Genomic DNA, 19,965 nt, shown 5'->3' with positions numbered 1-19,965 from the left:
ACCGTGGCGAACCCGACGACCCGGACCCGCGGAGCCGGCGCCCCCGCGCGGCGCACCATGACCGCGGCCGCCCGCGCGGCGGCCAAGCGTGCCGCGCGGGGGGAGCGCCCGGAGCCCGAGGCGCCCTCGGAGCACCCTGGGCACGAGGAGCGCGACACGCCCGTCGTCGCCGATGACGACTCGACGGAGGCGGACACACAGGCAGCGGCAGACGCCCAGTCAGGGGCAGCGGCAGGGACAGCGGCGGAAACGGAAGCGTACGCCGGGGCCGATACGGAGACGGATGCGGAGCCGGAGGGCGCGCCCGCCTGGCGGCCCGGGCGGCGACTGCTCACCGGGGCGCTCTGCGTTCTGCTCGTGCTGGGCCTGGTCGCCGTGGCCGTGCTCGGATGGCAGTACCGGGAGGGGCGGCGGACGGACGAGGCCCGGACCGAGGCGCTCGCGGCCGCGCGGAAGGCGGCACCGGTCGTGCTGTCGTACGACTACCGGCACCTGGACCAGGACTTCGCCCGGGCCCGCGCCTGCCTGACCGGGGCCTTCCGCCAGCAGTACGTCAAGACCACGCGGACGGTGGTGGGCCCGACCGCGAAGAAGTACCACGGCGTGGTGAAGGCGACGGTGGCGGCGCCCTCGGACGGCGGCGACCCGGCGGCCTCCGTCGTGTCGGCCACGCCGGACCGGGTCGTCGCCCTGCTCTTCGTCAACCAGGTCACCCGGAGCACCCAGGTGGAGGGTTCCCGGCTGGACCTCAACCGGGTGCGGATGACGCTGACCCGCACCTCGTCGGGCTGGAAGGTGAGCGCCGTGGACGCGCTCTGAACCGGGAGCCGGCCCTCCCCCACTCCACTGGTGCCCCCGCGCGGCTCGCGCGGGGGCACTTCTGCGTGCGCGCTCTTGACAGCCTTCCCGAGCCGACGGCAGGATTTCCGTTAAGCAGAATGTTGTTTCCGCAATACGGAATAGGAGCGGTGCCCCGATGGGATTCGCAGACCAGCGCTTCAACGTCAACCTGTCGATCCTCTTCACGGAACTCCCGCTCCTGGAGCGCCCCGCGGCCGCCGCCGCGGCCGGCTTCACCGCCGTCGAACTGTGGTGGCCCTGGGTCGACTCCCCCACCCCCGAGCGGTCCGAGATCGACGCGCTGAGGAAGGCGATCGAGACCGCGGGCGTGCGGCTGACCGGCCTGAACTTCTACGCCGGACGGCTGCCGGGCCCGGACCGCGGCGCCCTGTCGGTCCCCGGTGAGGAGTCGGAGAGGTTCCGCGCCAACATCGAGGTGGCCGCCGGCCTCGCCGAGTCGCTGGGGTGCGGGGCGCTCAACGCGCTCTACGGCAACCGCGTGGACGGCGTGGACCCGGCCGAGCAGGACGCGCTCGCGCTGGAGAACCTGGTCCTCGCGGCCCGGGCCGCCGACCGGATCGGCGCGATGCTGCTGATCGAGGCCCTGAACCGGCCCGAGTCGCCGCTGTACCCGCTGGTGTCGGCGCCGGCCGCGGTGGACGTGGCCGACCGGGTCAACGCGGCGACAGGCCTCGGGAACGCGAAGTTCCTGATGGACCTGTACCACCTGTCGATGAACGGCGAGGACCTGCCGGCGGTGATCGAGCGGTTCGCCGCGAGGACCGGGCACGTGCAGATCGCCGACAACCCCGGCCGCGGCGCCCCGGGCACGGGTTCGCTCCCGCTGGAGGACCTGCTCGACCGGCTGCGGAAGGCCGGATACGACGGCTGGGTGGGCCTGGAGTACAAGCCGGGCGACCGGCCGAGCGCCGAGTCCTTCGCCTGGCTGCCGGCCGAGGCCCGCGCCGCCCGCTGAGCGCCGATCCCACGACACAGCAGACCAGTCAGAGAGGCCCTCGCATGACCACTCTTCCCAAGATCGCCTGGATCGGCCTCGGCATCATGGGCTCCCCCATGTCCGAGAACCTGGTCAAGGCGGGTTACGACGTCACCGGTTTCACGCTGGAGCGGGAGAAGCTGGACCGTCTGGCCGCCGCCGGCGGCACCGCGGCCGGCTCGGTCGCCGAGGCCGTCCGGGACGCCGACGTGATCATCACGATGGTGCCCGCGTCCCCGCAGGTCGAGGCCGTCGCCTACGGTCCGGACGGCATCCTCGACAACGCGCGCCCGGGCGCCCTGCTGATCGACATGTCCTCGATCACCCCGCAGACCTCCATCGACCTGGCCGCCGCCGCCGGGGAGAAGGGCATCCGAGTCCTCGACGCCCCGGTGTCGGGCGGTGAGGCCGGCGCGATCGAGGCCGTACTGTCGATCATGGTCGGCGGTGAGCGGGCCGACTTCGACGCGGCGAAGCCGATCTTCGAGGTGCTGGGCAGGACCGTCGTGCTGTGCGGTCCGCACGGCTCGGGCCAGACGGTGAAGGCCGCGAACCAGCTGATCGTGGCGGTGAACATCCAGGCGTGCGCCGAGGCCGTGGTGTTCCTCGAGAAGTCGGGCGTGGACCTGAGGGCGGCACTGGACGTCCTCAACGGCGGGCTGGCCGGCTCGACCGTGCTGACCCGCAAGAAGGACAACTTCCTGGACCGGGACTTCAAGCCCGGCTTCCGTGTCGACCTGCACCACAAGGACATGGGCATCGTCACGGACGCCGCCCGAACCGTGGGCGCGGCCCTGCCGGTCGGCGCCGTGGTGGCCCAACTGGTCGCGTCCCTGCGCGCCCAGGGCGACGGCGGCCTCGACCACTCCGCCCTGCTGCGGGCCGTGGAGCGCCTCTCCGGCGCCCGGATCTGACCCGCGGCCCCCAGAACTCCGGGTGGCGCCGCCGCCGACACCTGTCCTGTCGCGCCCGGGCGGCGGCGCCACCCGGAACCATCCACGACCGACCGGGACGACAGTCCGAGGACTGAAGTCCCCGAGACCGCGCGCGGAGTCCGACGGAGATCGTGACTCCCCGCGCAGCCCGCGCGGTCCGCCGGCGACCCGGACGAGGGGTGGCCGGGCAGTGGCCGCGCGGGCGGGGCGAGGACCGCGGCGGTGTGCGAGCCAGTGCGGTGGTGAAGGTCCCGGACCGTCCTCTCGACCAGAGGGAGAACGCTTTCCGGAGCCGTCGCATCCGCCGCGGTCCCAGCCCATTCCGTCCCCTCGGCCGTGCGCCACGCGCACCGCGTGTGCCATGTGCGTCACGCACGCCTCGTACGCCATGCACGCCTCGTACGCCAGGTGCGAGACCCCCGACCCCGTCCGGCGGCGCGAACGTCCTGTCGCGCCCAGCCTCGCGCCGTCGGACGGCCAGAACCGGCCACCTCATCGGCCCCCTCACCGGTCGCGAGCGCCGGACGCGGAGGACAGCCCGCGTCCGGCGCCTTCCGTCGTCCTCCGGGGTGCGGACCCGGGCCGCCGGCAGCAGCCTGAAGGCATGGACAGCCCCGCGCAGCATCCGCACATCGTGGTCCACGCCCCGGCCCTGGACGGCTCCCGGCGGGTCACCGAGGGCGATGTGACCCTCGGGCTCGCGTCCCATCTGGACGACGTCGTCGAGATCCTCCGGCTGGCGGACCTGGACCGCGTCGAGGTGGAGGAGAGCGATCTCATCGAGTGGCAGGGCGGCGGCCCGGACGACTGGCCGGGTCTGACGGAGCACGACGACGTCTGAGCCCCGCGCCCGGGACGGGCCCCCGCCCCGGCCCGCGTACGGCGATGTGCGTGCGCGCCCGGCCCCGCGTACGGCGATGTGCGTATCCCGGCTACGGCATGCTCAAATCAACCTCTGAACCCGGCGGAAGACGCTTCGAGCACTGCCCGCGCAGGGAACATTCACCCCACACGGGGCCCGCCGGCACGGGGGCGGCGGGCCCCGCGCCACGTGGGGGGTCTCATGGACGGCGTGCCGGCGAACCAACTCGGGCCACACGAAGTCGCGTTGCTGCGCGGCGGTTCCCGCGCCGCCGTCCAGGTCTGCGTCCTGGCCCTGCATCTGCACGGCGCCGTCGGCGCCGGACGCGGCGGCACGATGCGGGTCACCGTACGGTCCCCGGGCGGTGCAAGGGAGTTGCCCGCCCTTCCTCCGCTGACGAAGGCGGTGCACGCGGCGCTGTACCGGCCCGCGGGAATGGGGCAGTTGCTGGAACGGCGTGGCGTGGTCCGGGCCCTCGCCGCCCTGCGGCGCGATCTCCGGGCCGCGGGGCTGCTGCGTGCCGTCCCGCCCGGCCGCACGGCCCGCGGCCGGCGCGCGCTCCGCGCCCTGCGCGGGGAGCATCCGCAGCCCTCGGCCCGGGCCGGCCTGTCCACGGAAGCCGTGCTGCTCGCGGTCGCCCTGTACGGCGACCGGGCCCTGACCTCGCTCGTGCCGCGCTTCACGCGGGAGGCCGGGCTCGTCGGGCGCGGCGGAACCACCGAGCGCGCGTGGCCGGAGTCCTGGAGCGGCGGGGGCGGGGACGGGGTCGGCTCCGGCTGCGGCACGGTGTGACCGGAGCAGGAGCCGGAACCGGAGCCGGTACGGCGGGCGCGCGTCGACGCGAAAGGCCGGCCCACCTACAGGGTGAGCCGCCCTTTACCGCGCCCGGCTGACGCCCCATCAGTTTTACGGCCTCAGCGTCCTGATGGCGGTCGGCGCGTGACCCGGCTCGGTCGCGATCTCCTCGAACTCGACGACGTCGCCGATGTCGTTGGTCGTCGACATCGAGATGTTGGTGACCCGCTCCAGGAGGGCCTCCACGACGACCGGCACCCGGTACTCGGCGGCCAGCTTCTTGGCCTGCTCGAAGGCCGCGCCGAGCTCGCCGGGGTCGGTGACGCGGATCGCCCTGCAGCCGAGGCCCTCGGCCACCTTGACGTGGTCGACGCCGTAGACGCCCAGCTCGGGCGAGTTGATGTTCTCGAACTCCAGCTTGACCTGGAAGTCCATGTCGAACGCCCGCTGCGCCTGGCGGATCAGGCCGAGGTAGGAGTTGTTCACCAGGACGTGGACGTAGGGGATCCGGTGCTGGGCGCCGACGGCCAGTTCCTCGATCATGAACTGGAAGTCGTAGTCGCCGGAGAGGGCGACGACCTGCGCCCCCGGGTCGGCCTTCGCCACCCCGAGAGCGGCCGGTACGGTCCAGCCGAGGGGTCCCGCCTGGCCGCAGTTGATCCAGTGCCGGGGCCGGTAGACGTGCAGCATCTGGGCGCCGGCGATCTGCGAGAGGCCGATGGTGGAGACGTACCGCGTCTCCGGTCCGAAGGCCTTGTTCATCTCCTCGTAGACGCGCTGCGGCTTGATCGGGATGTCGTCGAAGTGGGTACGGCGCTGGAGCGTCGCCCTCTTCTCCTGTGTGGACGCCGCCCAGGCGGAACGGTCGGGCAGTCCGCCCCGCGCCCTCACCTCCTGTGCCACATCGACGAAGAGCTCCAGCGCGGCCCTCGCGTCGGAGGCGATGCCGTAGTCGGGGGCGAAGATCCTGCCGATCTGGGTGGGCTCGATGTCGACGTGCACGAAGGTGCGGCCGGCCGTGTAGACGTCGATGCGGCCGGTGTGGCGGTTGGCCCAGCGGTTGCCGATGCCGAGGACGAAGTCGGACTCCAGGAAGGTCGCGTTGCCGTAGCGGTGCGAGGTCTGCAGGCCGACCATGCCCGCGTTCAGCTCGTGGTCGTCCGGGATGGCGCCCCAGCCCATCAGGGTGGGGACGACCGGAGTGCCCGTCAGCTCGGCGAACTCCACGAGGAGTTCACAGGCGTCGGCGTTGACGACGCCGCCCCCGGCGACGATCAGCGGCCGCTCGGCGGCGTTCAGCATCCCGAGCGCCTTCTCGATCTGCACGCGGGTCGCGGCGGGCTTGTAGACCGGGAGCGGCTCATAGGTCTCCGGGTCGAACTCGATCTCGGTCTGCTGGACGTCGACCGGCAGGTCGATCAGGACGGGACCCGGGCGGCCGGAGCGCATCAGGTGGAACGCCTGCTGGAAGACGCCGGGGACCTGCGCCGCCTCCAGGACGGTCACCGCCATCTTGGTCACCGGCGTGGCGATGGAGGCGATGTCGACGGCCTGGAAGTCCTCCTTGTGGATCACGGCGGTCGGCGCCTGGCCGGTGACGCACAGGATCGGGACGGAGTCGCCGATGGCCGAGTACAGGCCGGTGATCATGTCGGTGCCGGCGGGGCCCGAGGTGCCGATGCAGACGCCGATGTTGCCGGGACGCGTACGGGTGTAGCCCTCGGCCATGTGCGAGGCGCCCTCGACGTGCCGGGCGAGGGTGTGGTGGATGCCGCCGGAAGCCTTGAGCGCCGCGTAGAAGGGATTGATCGCCGCGCCCGGCACCCCGAAGGCGTCGGTGACGCCCTCGCACTTGAGGATCTCAACTGCCGCGCGGGCAGCGGTCATTCGAGCCATCGAGTACTCCTGCTTCGGCTGTCGGATTCGCACTCCGTCGCGCCCCGCGGAAGCTTCTTCCGTATAATGGAAAGTACTTTCTGCAATCTGGAAGCAATGTAGGCGCGGCGGGCCAAGGGCGTCAAGAGACGGCAGCCGGGGGGGGCGGGCGGTACGTGAAGCGGCGGACAGACCGGGGGCGGCTGGAGCACGATGGGACCGCTCCCTCGATCCGACGTCCTGGAGTGGGCCCATGCCCGAGAGCGTGCCGGTGCGCTGCCCGGCCTGTCGGCGCGAGCACGTCTACACCGCGCCGTCCTATCCCTGCGCGTGCGGGGCGCCGGTCGCCCCGTCGCTGGACCGGAGCGGCGCGCCCGCCCCGGTCGCCCACCGCGTCTGGGACGAGGACTGGATCACCGTCCGCTGCGGATCGTGCGGCCGCCGCGACCAGTGGCCCCGCCCGGAACTGGGCTGCCCGTGCGGGACGTTCCTGCGGATCCCGCTGAGGGAGGCGGCACCGGCGGCGGGGTCCGCACCCGCCGAGAGCGTCCCGGCCGCCCCCGCTCCCCCGCCGCGCCCCGCCTTCCAGCCCGTCACGATCCGTACCGCACGTGACGCGGTCACCGCCGCCGCGCTCTATCTGCGCTGGCTCGGCTACGAGGACATCCGCCGCTCCGACCAGCGGCCCCCGGCCGGCGTCGGCCTCGCCGCCCGGGGGCTGCTCGCCCAGGTCGACCCGGCGGTGCGGCCGGCCTCGCTGCGGGACGTGGAGTGCCTGTGGCTGACGGCGATGACGGAGTCCGCGGGCTGCGCCTACTTCTCCCTGGCCGGATACACCGACGACGCCCGCGGCCGCGCCGACGCGCTGGGCATCCCGCTGTTCGTCCTCGACCTCACGGGCACCCCGCAGCCGGTGAACGAACCGGCCGCCACGCTGCGCTCCACGGGCGCCTGAGCGGCCACCGCACCGGCATGGGCGGGACCCCGGCAGCCTTGTGCGCCACCGACTGCGCACGCGACCGGGGCCCGCCGTCGAGCATGTGTCTCATGCTCCGTCGGATACGGTTCACACCCCGTACTCCTCCCGCAGCTCGACCTTGCGCACCTTTCCCGACACCGTCATCGGGAAGGCGTCCAGGACGCTCAGCCGGGTCGGGACCTTGTAGTGCGCCAACTGCCCCTCGCAGAAGGCCCGGACGTCCTCCAGCGTCAGCGGGTCGGCCGGGTCGAGCGGGATGACGCAGGCGAGCACCTCCTCGCCGTACCTCTCGTGCGGCACGCCGACGACCTGCACGTCGCGGATCTTCGGGTGGCCGTAGAGGAACTCCTCGATCTCGCGCGGGTAGATGTTCTCCCCGCCCCGGATGATCATGTCCTTGATCCGGCCGACGATCTCGACGTACCCGTCCTCGCGCATCACCGCGAGGTCGCCGGTGTGCATCCAGCCGGCCGGGTCGACGGCCTCGGCGGTCTTCTCCGGCTCGTCCCAGTAGCCCAGCATCACGCTGTAGCCGCGGGTGCACAACTCGCCCGCGGTGCCGCGCGGCCGGGTCACCCCGGTCGCCGGATCGACGATCTTCACCTCGATGTGCGGCAGCACCCGGCCCACCGTGCCGGTGCGGTGGTCGAGGTCGTCGTCCATCCGCGTCTGGAGGGAGACCGGGGAGGTCTCGGTCATGCCGTAGCAGATGGAGACCTCCGCCATGTGCATCTCGGTGACCACCCGCTTCATCACCTCCACCGGGCAGGGCGAGCCCGCCATGATCCCGGTGCGCAGCGAGGACAGGTCGTAGCCGGCGAAGTCCGGGAGGTTCAGCTCCGCGATGAACATGGTCGGGACGCCGTAGAGCGAGGTGCAGCGCTCCTGCTGCACGGCCTCCAGCGTGGCCTTCGGTTCGAACGACGGCGCCGGGATGACGATGCAGGCGCCGTGCGAGGTCGCCGCGAGGTTGCCCATGACCATGCCGAAGCAGTGGTAGAAGGGCACGGGCAGGCAGACCCGGTCCTGCTCGGTGTAGCCGACCGTGCGCCCCACCCAGTAGCCGTTGTTGAGGATGTTGTGGTGGGAGAGCGTGGCGCCCTTGGGGAAGCCCGTGGTGCCCGACGTGTACTGGATGTTGACAGGGTCGTCGCAGCTCAGCTCGGCCGCGGCGGCGGCCAGGCGTTCCGGCGGCACCGCGGCGGCGCCCGCCGTCAGCGCGTCCCACGACAGGTCGCCTATGTAGACGGTCTCCCGCAACTCGGGGCATTTGCCGCGGACTTGGTCGACCAGAGCCCGGTAGTCGCTGTTCTTGTGGGCCTGGGAGGCGATCAGGACCGAGATGCCCGCCTGCCGGAGGACGTACTCCAGCTCGTGGGCGCGATAGGCGGGGTTGATGTTCACCATGATCGCGCCGATGCGGGCAGTGGCGTACTGGACCAGCACCCACTCGGGGCAGTTGACCGCCCAGATCCCGACCCGGTCGCCCTTGGCCACGCCCTTGGCGAGCAGTCCGAGGGCCACCTCGTCGACCGCCGGGCCGAACTCGGCGTAGGTCCAGCGGCGTCCGGAGGGCACGTCGACGAGCGCCTCGCGGTCGGGATACGCGGCGACCGCCCGGTCCAGGTTGGCGGCGATGGTGTCGCCGAGCAGCGGCGTGGCGCTGGTCCCGTGGCTGTACGACGGCTCGCTCACCGGAAGTCCTCCTCGCGGTACTCCTGCTCCGAGCCGGCGGCCGTGGCCTCGCGCAGCTCGATCCGGCGGATCTTGCCGGAGACGGTCTTGGGCAGCGCGCCGAACTCCAGGCGGCGGACGCGCTTGTAGGGAGCGAGGACCTGGCGGGAGTGCTCGAAGAGCACCTTGGCGGTGTCGAGGCCGGGCTCCCAGCCCTCCGCCAGCACGACGTACGCCTTGGGCACGGCCAGGCGCAGCGGGTCCGGCGCGGGCACGACGGCCGCCTCGGCCACCGCCTCGTGCTCCAGCAGGGCGCTCTCCAGCTCGAAGGGGGAGATCTTGTAGTCCGAGGCCTTGAAGACGTCGTCGGCGCGGCCGACGTAGGTGATGTACCCGTCCGCGTCCCGGGAGCCGATGTCCCCGGTGCGGTAGTAGCCGCCCGCCATCGCCTCGGCCGTGCGGTCCGCGTCGCCGTGGTAGCCGGTCATCAGCCCGGCCGGCCGCTCGGACAGGTCGAGCGCGATCTCGCCCTCGTCGGCGCCCGGTGCGCCCGAGACTGGGTCGAGCAGCTCCACGCGGTAGCCGGGGCTGGGCCGTCCCATGGAGCCGGTCTTCAGGGGCTGGCCGGGGCTGTTGGAGACCTGCACGGCCGTCTCGGTCTGCCCGAAGCCGTCCCGGATGGTCACCCCCCAGGCGCGCCGCACCTGCTCGATGACCTCGGGGTTCAGCGGCTCACCGGCGGCCACGACCTCGCGGGGCGGGGTGCCCAGCTGGCTCAGGTCGGCCTGGATGAGCATGCGCCACACGGTCGGCGGGGCGCAGAAGGTGGTGACCCCGGCGCGCTCGATCTCGGCCATCAGCCGGGCCGGGTCGAAGCGGGTGTAGTTGTGGATGAAGACGGTCGCCTCCGCGTTCCACGGCGCGAACAGGTTCGACCAGGCGTGCTTGGCCCATCCCGGCGAGGAGATGTTGAGGTGCACGTCCCCGGGCCTCAGGCCGATCCAGTACATGGTCGCCAGGTGCCCGATCGGGTACGAGGTGTGGGTGTGCTCGACCAGCTTGGGGCGGGCGGTGGTGCCCGAGGTGAAGTACAGCATCAGCGGGTCGTCGGCGAGGGTCGGGCCGTCCGGCACGAACTCGGCGGGGGCCGCGTGGGCGTCCTCGTACGGCTCCCAGCCCTCCTCGGGCAGGCCGCCGACGCAGACGCGGGTGTAGGCGCCGGGGACGTCGGAGAACTTGCCGGTGTCCTCGGCGCGCACGATCACGTGCTTGACCTGGCCACGCTCGACCCGGTCACGCAGGTCGGCGGGGCCGAGCAGCGGGGTGGCCGGGATGACCACCGCGCGCAGCTTCATCGCGGCCAGCGCCGTCTCCCAGAGTTCGGCCTGGTTGCCGAGCATGACGAGGATGCGGTCCTCGGCGGCGACGCCCCGCGCGTGGAGCCAGTTCGCGACCCGGTTGGAGCGCTCGGCCATCTCGGCGAAGGAGATCCGGGTCTCGGTGCCGTCCTCCTCGACGATGTGCAGGGCGGTGCGGTCGTTCCCCTCGGCGACGGCGTCGAACCAGTCCAGCGCCCAGTTGAAGTGCTCGGGGCGGGGCCACTCGAAGCCCGCGTAGGCCGTGGCGTAGTCCTCGCGGTGTTCCAGCAGGAAGTCCCGCGCCCTGCGGAAGACCTCGGTCGCCGTCGTCATCCGTCCTCCTCGCTCCCGTGGTGCCGGACCATTGCCGGGCGGCTCTCTGCCATCGTGTAATCCGTGATGGAGGTCTCACTACCCCCGAACGGGGGTGTGGGCTCGCACAGGGGCCGCGACGAAGGGGCGAGCAGGTGACATCGGACGCGTCCGCAGCGGTGGACATTCGGGGCGCGCTGCTGCGGCTGCGCCGGGCGACGGGGCTGCCGGTCGCCTTCGGCGGGGTGGTGGAGTCCGGCCGGCCGCGGGTGCGGATCACCGAGCTCAGCGGCACGACGACGCTCGCGCTCAGCGCCCTCGCGGTGACCTCGGGCAACGGTCTGGGCGGCAAGGCGGTGGCCCTCGCCCGCCCGTGCGCGGTGACGGACTACTCCTCCTCCCGGCACATCAGCCACGAGTACGACGTCCCGGTCGCCGCCGAGGGGCTGCGCTCGGTGCTGGCGGTGCCGGTCGTGGTGCGGCGCCGGGTGCGCGGGGTGCTGTACGGCGCGCTGCGCACGGCCCAGCCGCTCGGCGACCGCACGCTGAGCGCCGCCGTGGAGGCGGCGCGGGACGTGGAGCAGGCGCTGGTGGTGCGGGAGGAGGCGCGCGGGCTGCTGGCGGCGGTGCGGCCGGCCGCGGACCCCCACGCCGCCGGTGTCGTCCGGGAACAGGTCCGGGAGGCCCACGCGGCGCTGCGCGCGCTGGCCCCGCGGATCACGGACCCGGCGCTGCGCGCCGAGCTGCTGGACGCGTGCGCCCTGCTGACGGGGGCCACGCCGGCGTGCGGGGTGGGTCTGGCGCCCCGTGAGCTGGACGTCCTGGCCTGTGTGGCCGCCGGGGCGACGAACGCGACGGCCGCCGCCCGCCTCGGACTGAGCCCGGAGACCGTCAAGGGCTACCTCCGCTCGGCGATGCGCAAGCTGGGCGCCCACACCCGGGGAGAAGCGGTGGCGGCGGCCCGCCGGGCCGGGGTGCTGCCGTAGGACCGGGCGCCGCGGTACGCCGCTGCCGCCCGCCGGACGTCGTGCGCGGAGTACGGTGGGGCCGGGCGTGGGAGTGGTGGCGGCGGGGTTGTCGGTGGGCGGTTCGTATTCATTCGGCGGTGCGGTGAATTCACCGCGGCCGCGCTGCTGTTATTTCCCTCACCGTCCCGCGGGTCCGAATTTCAAGGACGCGTTGCCTAGAATTTGCCCCGGACACGACACACGAGGGGAGCGGTGACCGTGCGACGGGACTTCAAGGACCCTGCGAGCTGCCGCTCCGACCAGGTCATCGGCCGGGCGGAGCCGTCGGCCGCGGCGCGCGAACATCTCGCCCGTGGCGGCAGCGTGCTGCTCCACGGCCCCGCCGGAATAGGAAAGTCGACCGTGCTGCGGGCAATGGCGGCGGAATATGCCCCGGCGGCCCGGACCGTGTTGCGCTGCTCCGCCACGGAGTCCGAATCGCACCTGCCCTTCCTGGCGCTGGCCGACCTGCTCGGCCTGGTCCTGGACGAGGTGTCCGGCAGGCTGCCCGCCGCCCAGCGCACCGCCCTGGAGTCGGCGCTCACCGGCCGCGGCGAGTCCACCCTCCAGCGCGACGGCCTCGCGCTGCGCCTGGCCGTGCTGTCCGCCCTGCGGGCGCTCGCCGCCGAGGGCCCGGTCCTGATCGTCGCCGACGACCTGCAGTGGCTGGACCCGGCCAGCGCCGAACTGCTCGGCTTCGCCGCCCGCCGCCTGGGCGAGACGCCCGTGCAGATGCTGTGCGCGGTGCGCACCGAGGGCCAGGAGTACGACCGCCATCTGCGGGCCTGCCCGCCCGACACCCTGGCCGTCCGGCTGGGCCCGCTCTCCCGCACCCAGGTGTCCTCGCTGCTCGACCTGCGCGGCTACACCGGGCTGCCCCGCTCCACGGTCCGCGACATCCACCGCACCAGCGGCGGCAACCCTCTGTTCGCGCTGGAGCTGGGCCGGGCCATGGCCGAGAGCCCGACCGCGCCCCGCCCGGGCGAGCCGCTGCCGGTGCCGACCTCGCTGCGCGCCCTGGTGCTGAGCCGTCTGGAGATGCTCTCCGGCGAGGCGCGCCGGACCCTGCTCGTGGCGAGCGCGGGCGCCCGTCCCACGCCCGCCCTGCTGCGCGCGGCCGGCCGGGAGAACGCCGAGGCGGAGTGCGCCCAGGCGGCCGAGCTGGGGCTGCTGACGACGGACCCGGAGGGCCCGGCCGTACGGTTCGCGCACCCGCTGATCTCCGCGGCGCTGTACGCGGAGGCGCCCGCACAGGAGCGGCGCGCCGCGCACGCCGCGCTGTCCACCGCCGCCTCCGACCCGATCGAGCGGGCCCGGCACCTGGCGCTGGCCACCACCGGCACCGACCCGGAGGTGGCCGCCCGGCTCGCCGGGACGGCCGCCCTGGCCCGGGACCGCGGGGCGCCGTCGGTGGCCGCCTCGCTCGGGCTGCTCGCGGCCCGCCACACCCCGCCGGACAGCGTGCCGGGCCCGGACGACCGGCGTCTGCAGGCCGCCGAGGACGCCATCACCGCCGGAGAGGTGGACCTCGCCCGGGACATCGCGCGGGAGGTGCTGACCCGGGCGACGGTGCCCGCGGACCGGGTGCGGGCCTGGATGGTGGTGATCGAGGCCGCCGGGCAGGCCCTCGGGGACGTGGACGCGGTGTTCCCGCAGGCGCTGGCCGACGCGGGCGACGACCCGCGGCTGCTGGCCCTGGTCCACTACCAGCTGGCCTGGCGGGGGCTGGTCGTGGAGGGCGACTTCGAGGTGGCCCGGCGGGAGGCCGCGCACGCGGCGCAGCTGGCCGCGCGCGGCCGGGACCGCAGGACCGAGCTCATGGCGCTCGCCTTCCAGTCGTCGACCGAGACCCTGATGGGGTACCCCGACGCCCCCGCGACCATCAAGCGGGCGCTGAAGGAGCCGCAGGACCCGTACGTGGCGTGCCACCACAACGGCGTCGGGTCGGCCCGGTTCCGCTGGCTGCTGATGAGCGACCAGCTCGCGGAGGCCCGGACGACCATCACCACGCTGCTGCGCGAGGTGCGGCGGCGCGGCATGGTCGAGAGCGAGGTGCACTTCGTGCGCATGCTGGCCGAGACCGAGCTGCGCTGCGGGCACTGCGGCCGCGCCCTCGACCTGGCCCGGGAGAGCCTGCGGATGGCCCGGGACACCGGGATCGGCGAGAGCGCCTCCGCCATGCTGGCCGCCATGGCCGAGGCCTCCGGCGGGGACGCGGAGCGCGCCCAGACCCTGGCCCGGGAGGCGGTGGGGCACGCCGAGGAGGACGGCGACCCGATGTACCTGTCGCGCGCCCTGGCCGCGCTGGGCTACGCCCAGCTGGTCGCCGGGGACGCGCCGGCCGCGGTCGCCTCGCTGCGCCGGGTGCGGGAGCTGGAGTCGGCGCTCGGCATCACCGACCCGGCGCGCGGCCGCTGGCACGGCGACCTCGCGGAGGCGCTGGTGCAGGCCGGGGAGCCGGCCGAGGCGCAGGACGTGATCGACGTGGCGCGCGAGCACGCCCTGCGGCTGGACCGGGAGAGCGTGCTGGCCGTGCTCGACCGGTCCGAGGCGCTGGTCCGGGCGGCCCGCGGCGACCAGGAGGGGGCCGTGGCCCAGCTGACGTCCGCGCAGGACCGGCTGGCGAAGCTGGGGCACGGGCTGGAGGAGGCCCGGGCGGCGTTCGCGCTGGCCCAGCTGCGCACCCTCCCGGGGGCTCCCGGCTCCGCTCGGGCAGGGGGGAACCCCGTGCCGGGACCGACGTCGTACGACGAGGCGGCGCGCCTGTTCCGGCGCTGTCGCGCGCTGCCCTGGCTGGGCCGGGTGGACGCGGCCGCCGTCGCCCGTCCGGCCCAGCCGGAGGTCACGCCCGCGGCGCTGGACGGGCTGGCCGCCATGGAGCGCCAAGTGGCCGCGCTGGTCATGGAGGGCGCGACCAACCGGGAGATCGCCGCGCGGCTGTTCGTCAGCGTCAAGACCGTCGAGGCGACCCTGACCCGCGTCTACCGCAAGCTGGGGATCCGTTCCCGGGTGGACATCGTCCGATTGGCGGCGGCCCGGCGCGCGAAGTGAGGGCGGCCCGGGTTAACTGCCTGGAGTGGGCCCCGTGTCGGACGCCGCCGTCGGCGCACCGAGCAGGACCGAGGGTTTTCCCTGCCCAACTCCCCTAGGGGCTTCCCTCATTGGGGCGGGTTGCACCGGGCCCTAGCGTAAGAGCCGTGCCGCTCGCCCGGGCATACGGGGGTCTGTCCCGAGACCCCCGTGCTCTACCGCCCGGCGCCCCCCACCGGCCAGCCCACGAGGAGACGCATGTTCGGCCTCACCCGCGCCAGACAGACGGCCGCGCTCGGCGCGGCCACCGCTGCCGCCGCCGCGACCGCGCTGCTCACCGCTCCCTCCGCCGCCGCCCTTCCCCAGCCCGTCGTCGGCGGCACCACGACCACGACCGGCGCGTACCCGTTCGTCATGCAGATCACGGACGCGTCCGGCAACCAGTTCTGCGGCGGCACCCTGGTCGCGCCCACGAAGGTGGTCACCGCCGCCCACTGCATGGCCGGCGAGACTCCCACCGGTGTGCGCGTGGTGGGCGGCCGCACCTACCTGACCGGCACCGACGGCACGGTGAGCAAGGTCGGCCGGATCTGGATCGACCCGGACTACACGGACGCCACCAACGGCGACGACGTGGCGGTGCTGACCCTGTCGACCTCGATGCCGTACACCACGGCCCCGTACGTGTCCTCCGACGACGGCGGCGTGTACGCGGCCGGCACCACGGCGCGCATCCTCGGCTGGGGCACCACGTCCGAGAGCGGCAGTTCCTCCAACCAGCTGCGGACCGCGACCGTGCCCGTCGCGTCCGACTCCAGCTGCGCGAATTCCTACGGCTCCGACTTCGTCGCGAGCGACATGGTGTGCGCCGGGTACTCCTCCGGCGGCGTAGACACCTGCCAGGGCGACAGCGGCGGTCCCCTGCTCATCGGGGGCGTCCTGGCAGGGATCACTTCCTGGGGCAACGGCTGTGCGGAGGCGGGTTACCCGGGTGTGTACACCCGGCTGACCACCTTCTCCAGCCTGGTCACCGCGCAGGTCACCTCGTGACCGGCTGACGGTTCGACCCCCAGGTCAGTGCCAGGGGGCGTTGCGGGCCTCCACGAGCGGCCCGCAACGCCCCCTATCCATGTCCGGCGCCCCCTGCTCCCGGTCCGTTCCGTATCCTGCTCGGTGACCCGCGGACCCGGGGACCGTCGAGCGGCGTCCGCGACGCCCGAGCGGCGCGCCTTCCCCGGGCTCCCGGCCCCGCTCGCGCAGGGAGGTTCCCCATCGCCTCGAAGAACGGCAGGAAGTCCGTCTGGCGCCGCATGGCGGCCGTACCGCCCCGGCCGTCCGCCGCGTCGTCCCCGGAGTCGTCCGCCATGTCGTCCCCGCGGCCGGCCGGGGAGCCGGCCGAGGTGGCGAGCGTGGTGCAGGCGGCCCTGTACCGCGACGGCGTCCGGGTCTCCTCCCCCGCCTCCCTCGCCGAGACCTTCCGGGAACTGCGCGAGCAGCCCCAGGGGATGGCGTGGATCGGGCTCGCCCGTCCCACGGAGAGCGAACTGCTCTCCCTGGCGTCGGAGTTCGACCTGCATCCGCTCGCGGTCGAGGACGCCATGGAGGCCCACCAGCGGCCCAAGCTGGAGCGCTACGGCGACACCCTGTTCGTCGTCCTGCGGGCCGCGCGCTACCTCGACGCCCCCGAGCAGGTCGACTTCGGCGAACTGCACGTGTTCGTGGGCCCGGACTTCGTGATCACCGTGCGCCACGGTGCCGCCCCCGACCTCTCCGCGGTCCGCCGCCGCATGGAGGAGACACCGGACCTGCTGAAGCTGGGCCCGGAGGCGGTGCTGTACGCGATCCTCGACGCGGTGGTGGACGGCTACGCGCCGGTCGTGGCCGGCGTCCAGAACGACATCGACGAGATCGAGACCGAGGTGTTCGGCGGCGATCCCCAGGTCTCCCGCCGCATCTACGAACTCTCCCGCGAGATGGTCGAGTTCCAGCGCGCCACCCGCCCCCTGGTCGGCATGCTGCACGGCCTGATGGCGGGATTCTCCAAGTACGGCACGGACGAGGAACTTCAGCGGTACCTGCGGGACGTCGCCGACCACGTCACCCACACCAGCGAGCGGGTCGACGCCTTCCGCCAGGCCCTCACCGAGATCCTCACCGTGAACACCACCCTGGTCACCCAGGAGCAGAACGCGGAGATGCGGGCCCTGGCGGAGGCGGGGTTCGAGCAGAACGAGGAGATCAAGAAGATCTCGTCGTGGGCGGCGATCCTCTTCGCCCCCACCCTGGTCGGGACGATCTACGGCATGAACTTCGCGCACATGCCGGAACTGCACTGGGTGTTCGGGTATCCCTTCGCCATCCTCCTGATGGCCGTCGTGTGCGTCACCCTGTACGTCGTCTTCAAGCGGCGGGACTGGCTCTGAGGGGCCGGCCGCTCAGGCGGGGCCGGCCGGCGGGGCCGCCTCCCAGCCGGTCCAGTGGTGGACGGTGACCGCGATCACCGGGCCGTCCGGCGGCTCGTCCTGGTACTGCAGGTATTTGCGCTGGAGCCGGGTGAGCGCGTCCTCGTAGGCCCGCCGGACCTCGGGGTGCGCCGCGTCGGGCGTCACGATCCGCGCGCCGCCGTCGGCGCGGACCCACCACAGCCGGCCCCAGTCCTCGTCGTAGGCGTCCGCAAGCAGGCACACGGCGGGGGTGACGGCGACGTTGTGCAGCCGTTTCAGCCCGGACGTGCTCTTGGGCTTGCGGTCGACCGCGGTGACGATCTCGTCCTCACCGTGGGCGGCGAACACCACCGGCACCAGGTGGGGGCGCCCGGCCGCGTCCACCGTGGCCAGCCGTGCCACCCGGGCGGCGGCGAACCGCCGCCGCGTCTCTTCGGGGTCCATCTGCGGCACGGATGTCTCCTCTCCCGGGTCGCGTCGGGGCGGACTCTCTTCCGTCTTCCGCCCCGCGCCGGGTACCCCGGCCGGACCCGGGCGACAACATGAGGACGTCTTCCGGGGCAGGAGACCCGGAAAATAGCTCACATTTTCGAAAACGCTCGGCGCGCGTCCCGGCACCCCACCCCGCCCCGTCACGCCTTCCGCACGCTGGGCCAACCGTGTGACCTGGGGACGAACAGGTCGGGAAACAGGCCGCGTTGCCTACGATCGACCTGTGGTCACCTTCTTCCTCGAACGCACCGCCCCGCTGTCCATCGACGAGGCGTGGCGCCGGCTCACCCAGTGGTCCCGCCACGCCGACGTGGTCCCGCTGACCCGCATCACCGTGGTCACGCCCGAGCCGACCGGCGAGGGGACACGCTTCGTGGCCCGTTCGGGGATCGGCCCGCTCGCCTTCGACGATCCCATGGTGGTCACCGTCTGGCACCCGCCGGCCGACGGCGAGGCCGGCCTGTGCCGCCTGGAGAAACGGGGCCGTGTCGTCAAGGGCTGGGCGGAGATCGAGGTACGGCCGGGCCCCGGCGGCCGCACCCGGGTGCGCTGGCGCGAGGAGGTGCGGATCGCGTGCCTCCCCGGCCTCTTCGACCCGGTGGTGGAACGGACGGCACGCACCGTGTTCGGCCGGGCGGTGAACGGGCTGCTGCGGCGCCCGTGACGACCGCCGACCCGCGGCCGGGCCTGCGGGTCGCCGTTGTCCGGCTGGTGTGCCGTCACCCCGGCGCGGGGGTGGCGTCCGGCGCCGTCGCCCGGGCCCTGGCGGCATCGTCCGGCGCCGTCGCCCGGGCCCTAGCGGCATCGTCCGGTGTCGTCCCCCGCGCCGTCATGGCGGCATCCGGCACCTTCGTCCGCGTCGGGGCGCCGTCGTCCGGGGGAAGCAGGCGGAACCAGACCGAGCGCCGGGCCACGGCCAGGACCAGCCGTTCGCGCGGCGGACGCGGACCGACCGGCCGCCACACGAGGGCGGTGTCACCCGCCGAGCCGGAGCGCGTCCGCAGGGCCACCACGTCGTCCCGGCCGAGCAGCGCGTGGCGGAACAGGGTGTGGCTGCCGCTGTCCTCGACGAGCGTGTCGGGCGTCCAGCCGTGTTCCGCGAGCCGGGCCAGGACGGCGGACGCGCGAACCGGACTGCCTCACCACGCGGTTGACGGGTGACCGGCCGCGTCGACTCATGCCACCGACCCCATCCGACGCGCCGGCGCCGACACGTCGTCGTGGTGGATGGGTGTGTGCGCGCCGGCCAGGGAGACCCCGCTGCCGCCGCGCCGGTCCGCGACGATCTCGGCGGCGATGGACAGGGCCGTCTCCTCCGGGGTGCGGGCGCCGAGGTCGAGGCCGATGGGCGAGTGGAGGCGGGCCAGCTCCAGCTCCGTGACGCCCTCTTCGCGCAGCCGCTCGTTGCGGTCCAGGTGGGTGCGGCGGGAGCCCATCGCGCCGACGTACGCCACCGGCAGGCGCAGCGCCCGCTTGAGCAGGGGGACGTCGAACTTGGCGTCGTGGGTCAGCACGCACAGCACGGTACGGCCGTCCGTGTCCGTGCGTTCCAGGTACCGGTGGGGCCACTCGACGACGATCTCGTCGGCGTCGGGGAAACGGGTCGGCGTGGCGAAGACCGGACGGGCGTCGCACACCGTGACGTGGAAGCCCAGGAACTTGCCGGCGCGGACCAGCGCCGACGCGAAGTCGATCGCGCCGAAGACGATCATCCGGGGCGGTGGCACCGAGGACTCCACCAGGAGGGTGAGCGGGGCCCCGCAGCGGGAGCCCCGCTCACCGATCTCCAGGGTGCCGGTGCGTCCGGCGTCCAGGAGGGCCGCCGCCTCGCCCGCCACCGTGCGGTCCAGCTCCGGGTGGGCGCCGAAACCGCCCTCGTAGGTGCCGTCCGGGCGGACCAGCAGGGCCCGGCCCCTCAGTCCGCCCGGGCCGGAGACGATCCGGGCGAGCGCCGCCGCCCCGCCGCGCCCGGCGGCGGCCAGCGCGGCGGCGAGGACGGTACGGACCGGGTCGGCGGCCCGTACCGGGGTGACGAGGACGTCGATGATCCCGCCGCAGGTCAGGCCCACGGCGAAGGCGTCCTCGTCGCTGTATCCGAAGCGCTCCAGGACGGTCTCGCCGTCCTGGAGCGCCTGCCGGCACAGCTCGTACACCGCGCCCTCCACACAGCCGCCGGAGACCGAGCCGATCGCCGTGCCGCCGGCGTCCACCGCGAGGGCGGCGCCGGGGCGGCGGGGCGCGCTGCCGCCCACGGCCACCACGGTGGCCACGGCGAAGTCGCGGCCCTGCCCGAGCCACCGGTTCAGGTCCTCGGCGATGTCCAGCATCTGTCGGTCTCCTTCAACAGCGTCTGTGTGCGGTGTGA

The 19,965-nt window shown here is 73.7% G+C and carries 16 protein-coding genes; 11 read left to right on the top strand and 5 right to left on the bottom strand.

Features of this window, described 5'->3' with window-relative positions; translation table 11 throughout:
• Positions 1–3: 3 nt before the first annotated feature.
• From ACF1A5_RS10660 to ACF1A5_RS10640, 5 genes are all read left to right on the top strand, one after another.
• Positions 4–819, top strand: a complete 816-nt coding sequence (locus ACF1A5_RS10660; RefSeq protein ID WP_392192475.1) for a hypothetical protein — start codon at positions 4–6, stop codon at positions 817–819.
• Between the two features lie 157 nt (positions 820–976).
• Positions 977–1,816 (top strand): TIM barrel protein, encoded by an 840-nt coding sequence (locus ACF1A5_RS10655; protein WP_392192474.1) that lies wholly within the window; start codon positions 977–979, stop codon positions 1,814–1,816.
• A gap of 44 nt (positions 1,817–1,860) precedes the next feature.
• Positions 1,861–2,751, top strand: a complete 891-nt coding sequence (locus tag ACF1A5_RS10650) for a 2-hydroxy-3-oxopropionate reductase (RefSeq protein WP_392192473.1) — start codon at positions 1,861–1,863, stop codon at positions 2,749–2,751.
• Positions 2,752–3,376: 625 nt separating this feature from the next.
• Positions 3,377–3,613 carry a hypothetical protein gene (locus ACF1A5_RS10645; RefSeq protein ID WP_392192472.1) on the top strand — a complete coding sequence of 79 codons (237 nt, stop codon included), beginning with the start codon at positions 3,377–3,379 and terminating at the stop codon, positions 3,611–3,613.
• Between the two features lie 78 nt (positions 3,614–3,691).
• Complete coding sequence (locus ACF1A5_RS10640; protein WP_392192471.1) at positions 3,692–4,426, top strand: TIGR04222 domain-containing membrane protein; 735 nt, start codon at positions 3,692–3,694, stop codon at positions 4,424–4,426.
• Between the two features lie 114 nt (positions 4,427–4,540).
• On the opposite strand, the gene gcl is transcribed toward ACF1A5_RS10640, so the two are convergent.
• Positions 4,541–6,325 carry a glyoxylate carboligase gene (gene gcl, locus ACF1A5_RS10635; protein ID WP_392192470.1) on the bottom strand — a complete coding sequence of 595 codons (1,785 nt, stop codon included), beginning with the start codon at positions 6,323–6,325 and terminating at the stop codon, positions 4,541–4,543.
• 232 nt (positions 6,326–6,557) lie between these two features.
• On the opposite strand from gcl, the gene ACF1A5_RS10630 reads away from it, so the two are divergent.
• Positions 6,558–7,259 (top strand): hypothetical protein, encoded by a 702-nt coding sequence (locus ACF1A5_RS10630; protein ID WP_392192469.1) that lies wholly within the window; start codon positions 6,558–6,560, stop codon positions 7,257–7,259.
• Between the two features lie 111 nt (positions 7,260–7,370).
• Here the strand turns inward: ACF1A5_RS10630 and ACF1A5_RS10625 are convergent, their stop codons facing one another.
• Positions 7,371–8,978, bottom strand: a complete 1,608-nt coding sequence (locus ACF1A5_RS10625) for an AMP-binding protein (protein WP_392192468.1) — start codon at positions 8,976–8,978, stop codon at positions 7,371–7,373.
• On the bottom strand, positions 8,975–10,648 hold the full coding sequence (locus ACF1A5_RS10620) for an AMP-binding protein (RefSeq protein ID WP_392192467.1): 1,674 nt from the start codon (positions 10,646–10,648) through the stop codon (positions 8,975–8,977). Before ACF1A5_RS10620 ends, ACF1A5_RS10625 begins: the two co-directional genes overlap by 4 nt.
• Before the next feature lie 134 nt (positions 10,649–10,782).
• Here ACF1A5_RS10620 and ACF1A5_RS10615 point away from each other — a divergent pair, with 134 nt between their 5' ends.
• From ACF1A5_RS10615 to ACF1A5_RS10600, 4 genes are all read left to right on the top strand, one after another.
• Positions 10,783–11,613: a LuxR C-terminal-related transcriptional regulator gene (locus ACF1A5_RS10615; protein ID WP_392192466.1), complete on the top strand. Its 831-nt coding sequence runs from the start codon at positions 10,783–10,785 to the stop codon at positions 11,611–11,613.
• A 234-nt stretch (positions 11,614–11,847) separates the two neighbouring features.
• Positions 11,848–14,685: an ATP-binding protein gene (locus tag ACF1A5_RS10610; RefSeq protein WP_392192465.1), complete on the top strand. Its 2,838-nt coding sequence runs from the start codon at positions 11,848–11,850 to the stop codon at positions 14,683–14,685.
• Between the two features lie 237 nt (positions 14,686–14,922).
• Positions 14,923–15,714 carry a S1 family peptidase gene (locus ACF1A5_RS10605; protein ID WP_392192464.1) on the top strand — a complete coding sequence of 264 codons (792 nt, stop codon included), beginning with the start codon at positions 14,923–14,925 and terminating at the stop codon, positions 15,712–15,714.
• A gap of 260 nt (positions 15,715–15,974) precedes the next feature.
• Complete coding sequence (locus tag ACF1A5_RS10600) at positions 15,975–17,087, top strand: magnesium and cobalt transport protein CorA (protein ID WP_392192463.1); 1,113 nt, start codon at positions 15,975–15,977, stop codon at positions 17,085–17,087.
• Positions 17,088–17,099: 12 nt separating this feature from the next.
• Here the strand turns inward: ACF1A5_RS10600 and ACF1A5_RS10595 are convergent, their stop codons facing one another.
• Entirely contained in the window at positions 17,100–17,561 is a 462-nt protein-coding gene (locus ACF1A5_RS10595; RefSeq protein WP_392192462.1) for a TIGR03668 family PPOX class F420-dependent oxidoreductase, read from the bottom strand.
• Positions 17,562–17,823: 262 nt separating this feature from the next.
• On the opposite strand from ACF1A5_RS10595, the gene ACF1A5_RS10590 reads away from it, so the two are divergent.
• Entirely contained in the window at positions 17,824–18,264 is a 441-nt protein-coding gene (locus tag ACF1A5_RS10590) for an SRPBCC family protein (protein ID WP_392192461.1), read from the top strand.
• A gap of 511 nt (positions 18,265–18,775) precedes the next feature.
• On the opposite strand, the gene ACF1A5_RS10585 is transcribed toward ACF1A5_RS10590, so the two are convergent.
• The gene (locus ACF1A5_RS10585; RefSeq protein WP_392192460.1) at positions 18,776–19,927 is read right to left on the bottom strand and encodes an XdhC family protein; all 1,152 of its coding nucleotides are present in this window, start codon (positions 19,925–19,927) and stop codon (positions 18,776–18,778) included.
• Between the last annotated feature and the right edge of the window lie 38 nt (positions 19,928–19,965).

Origin of the sequence: Streptomyces sp. NPDC014864 (genome assembly GCF_043081525.1) — a bacterium.
Classification (GTDB): Bacteria; Actinomycetota; Actinomycetes; order Streptomycetales; family Streptomycetaceae; genus Streptomyces.
The sequence above is the reverse complement of the archived record's forward strand: the minus strand, read 5'-3'. Positions and strand labels throughout refer to the sequence as shown.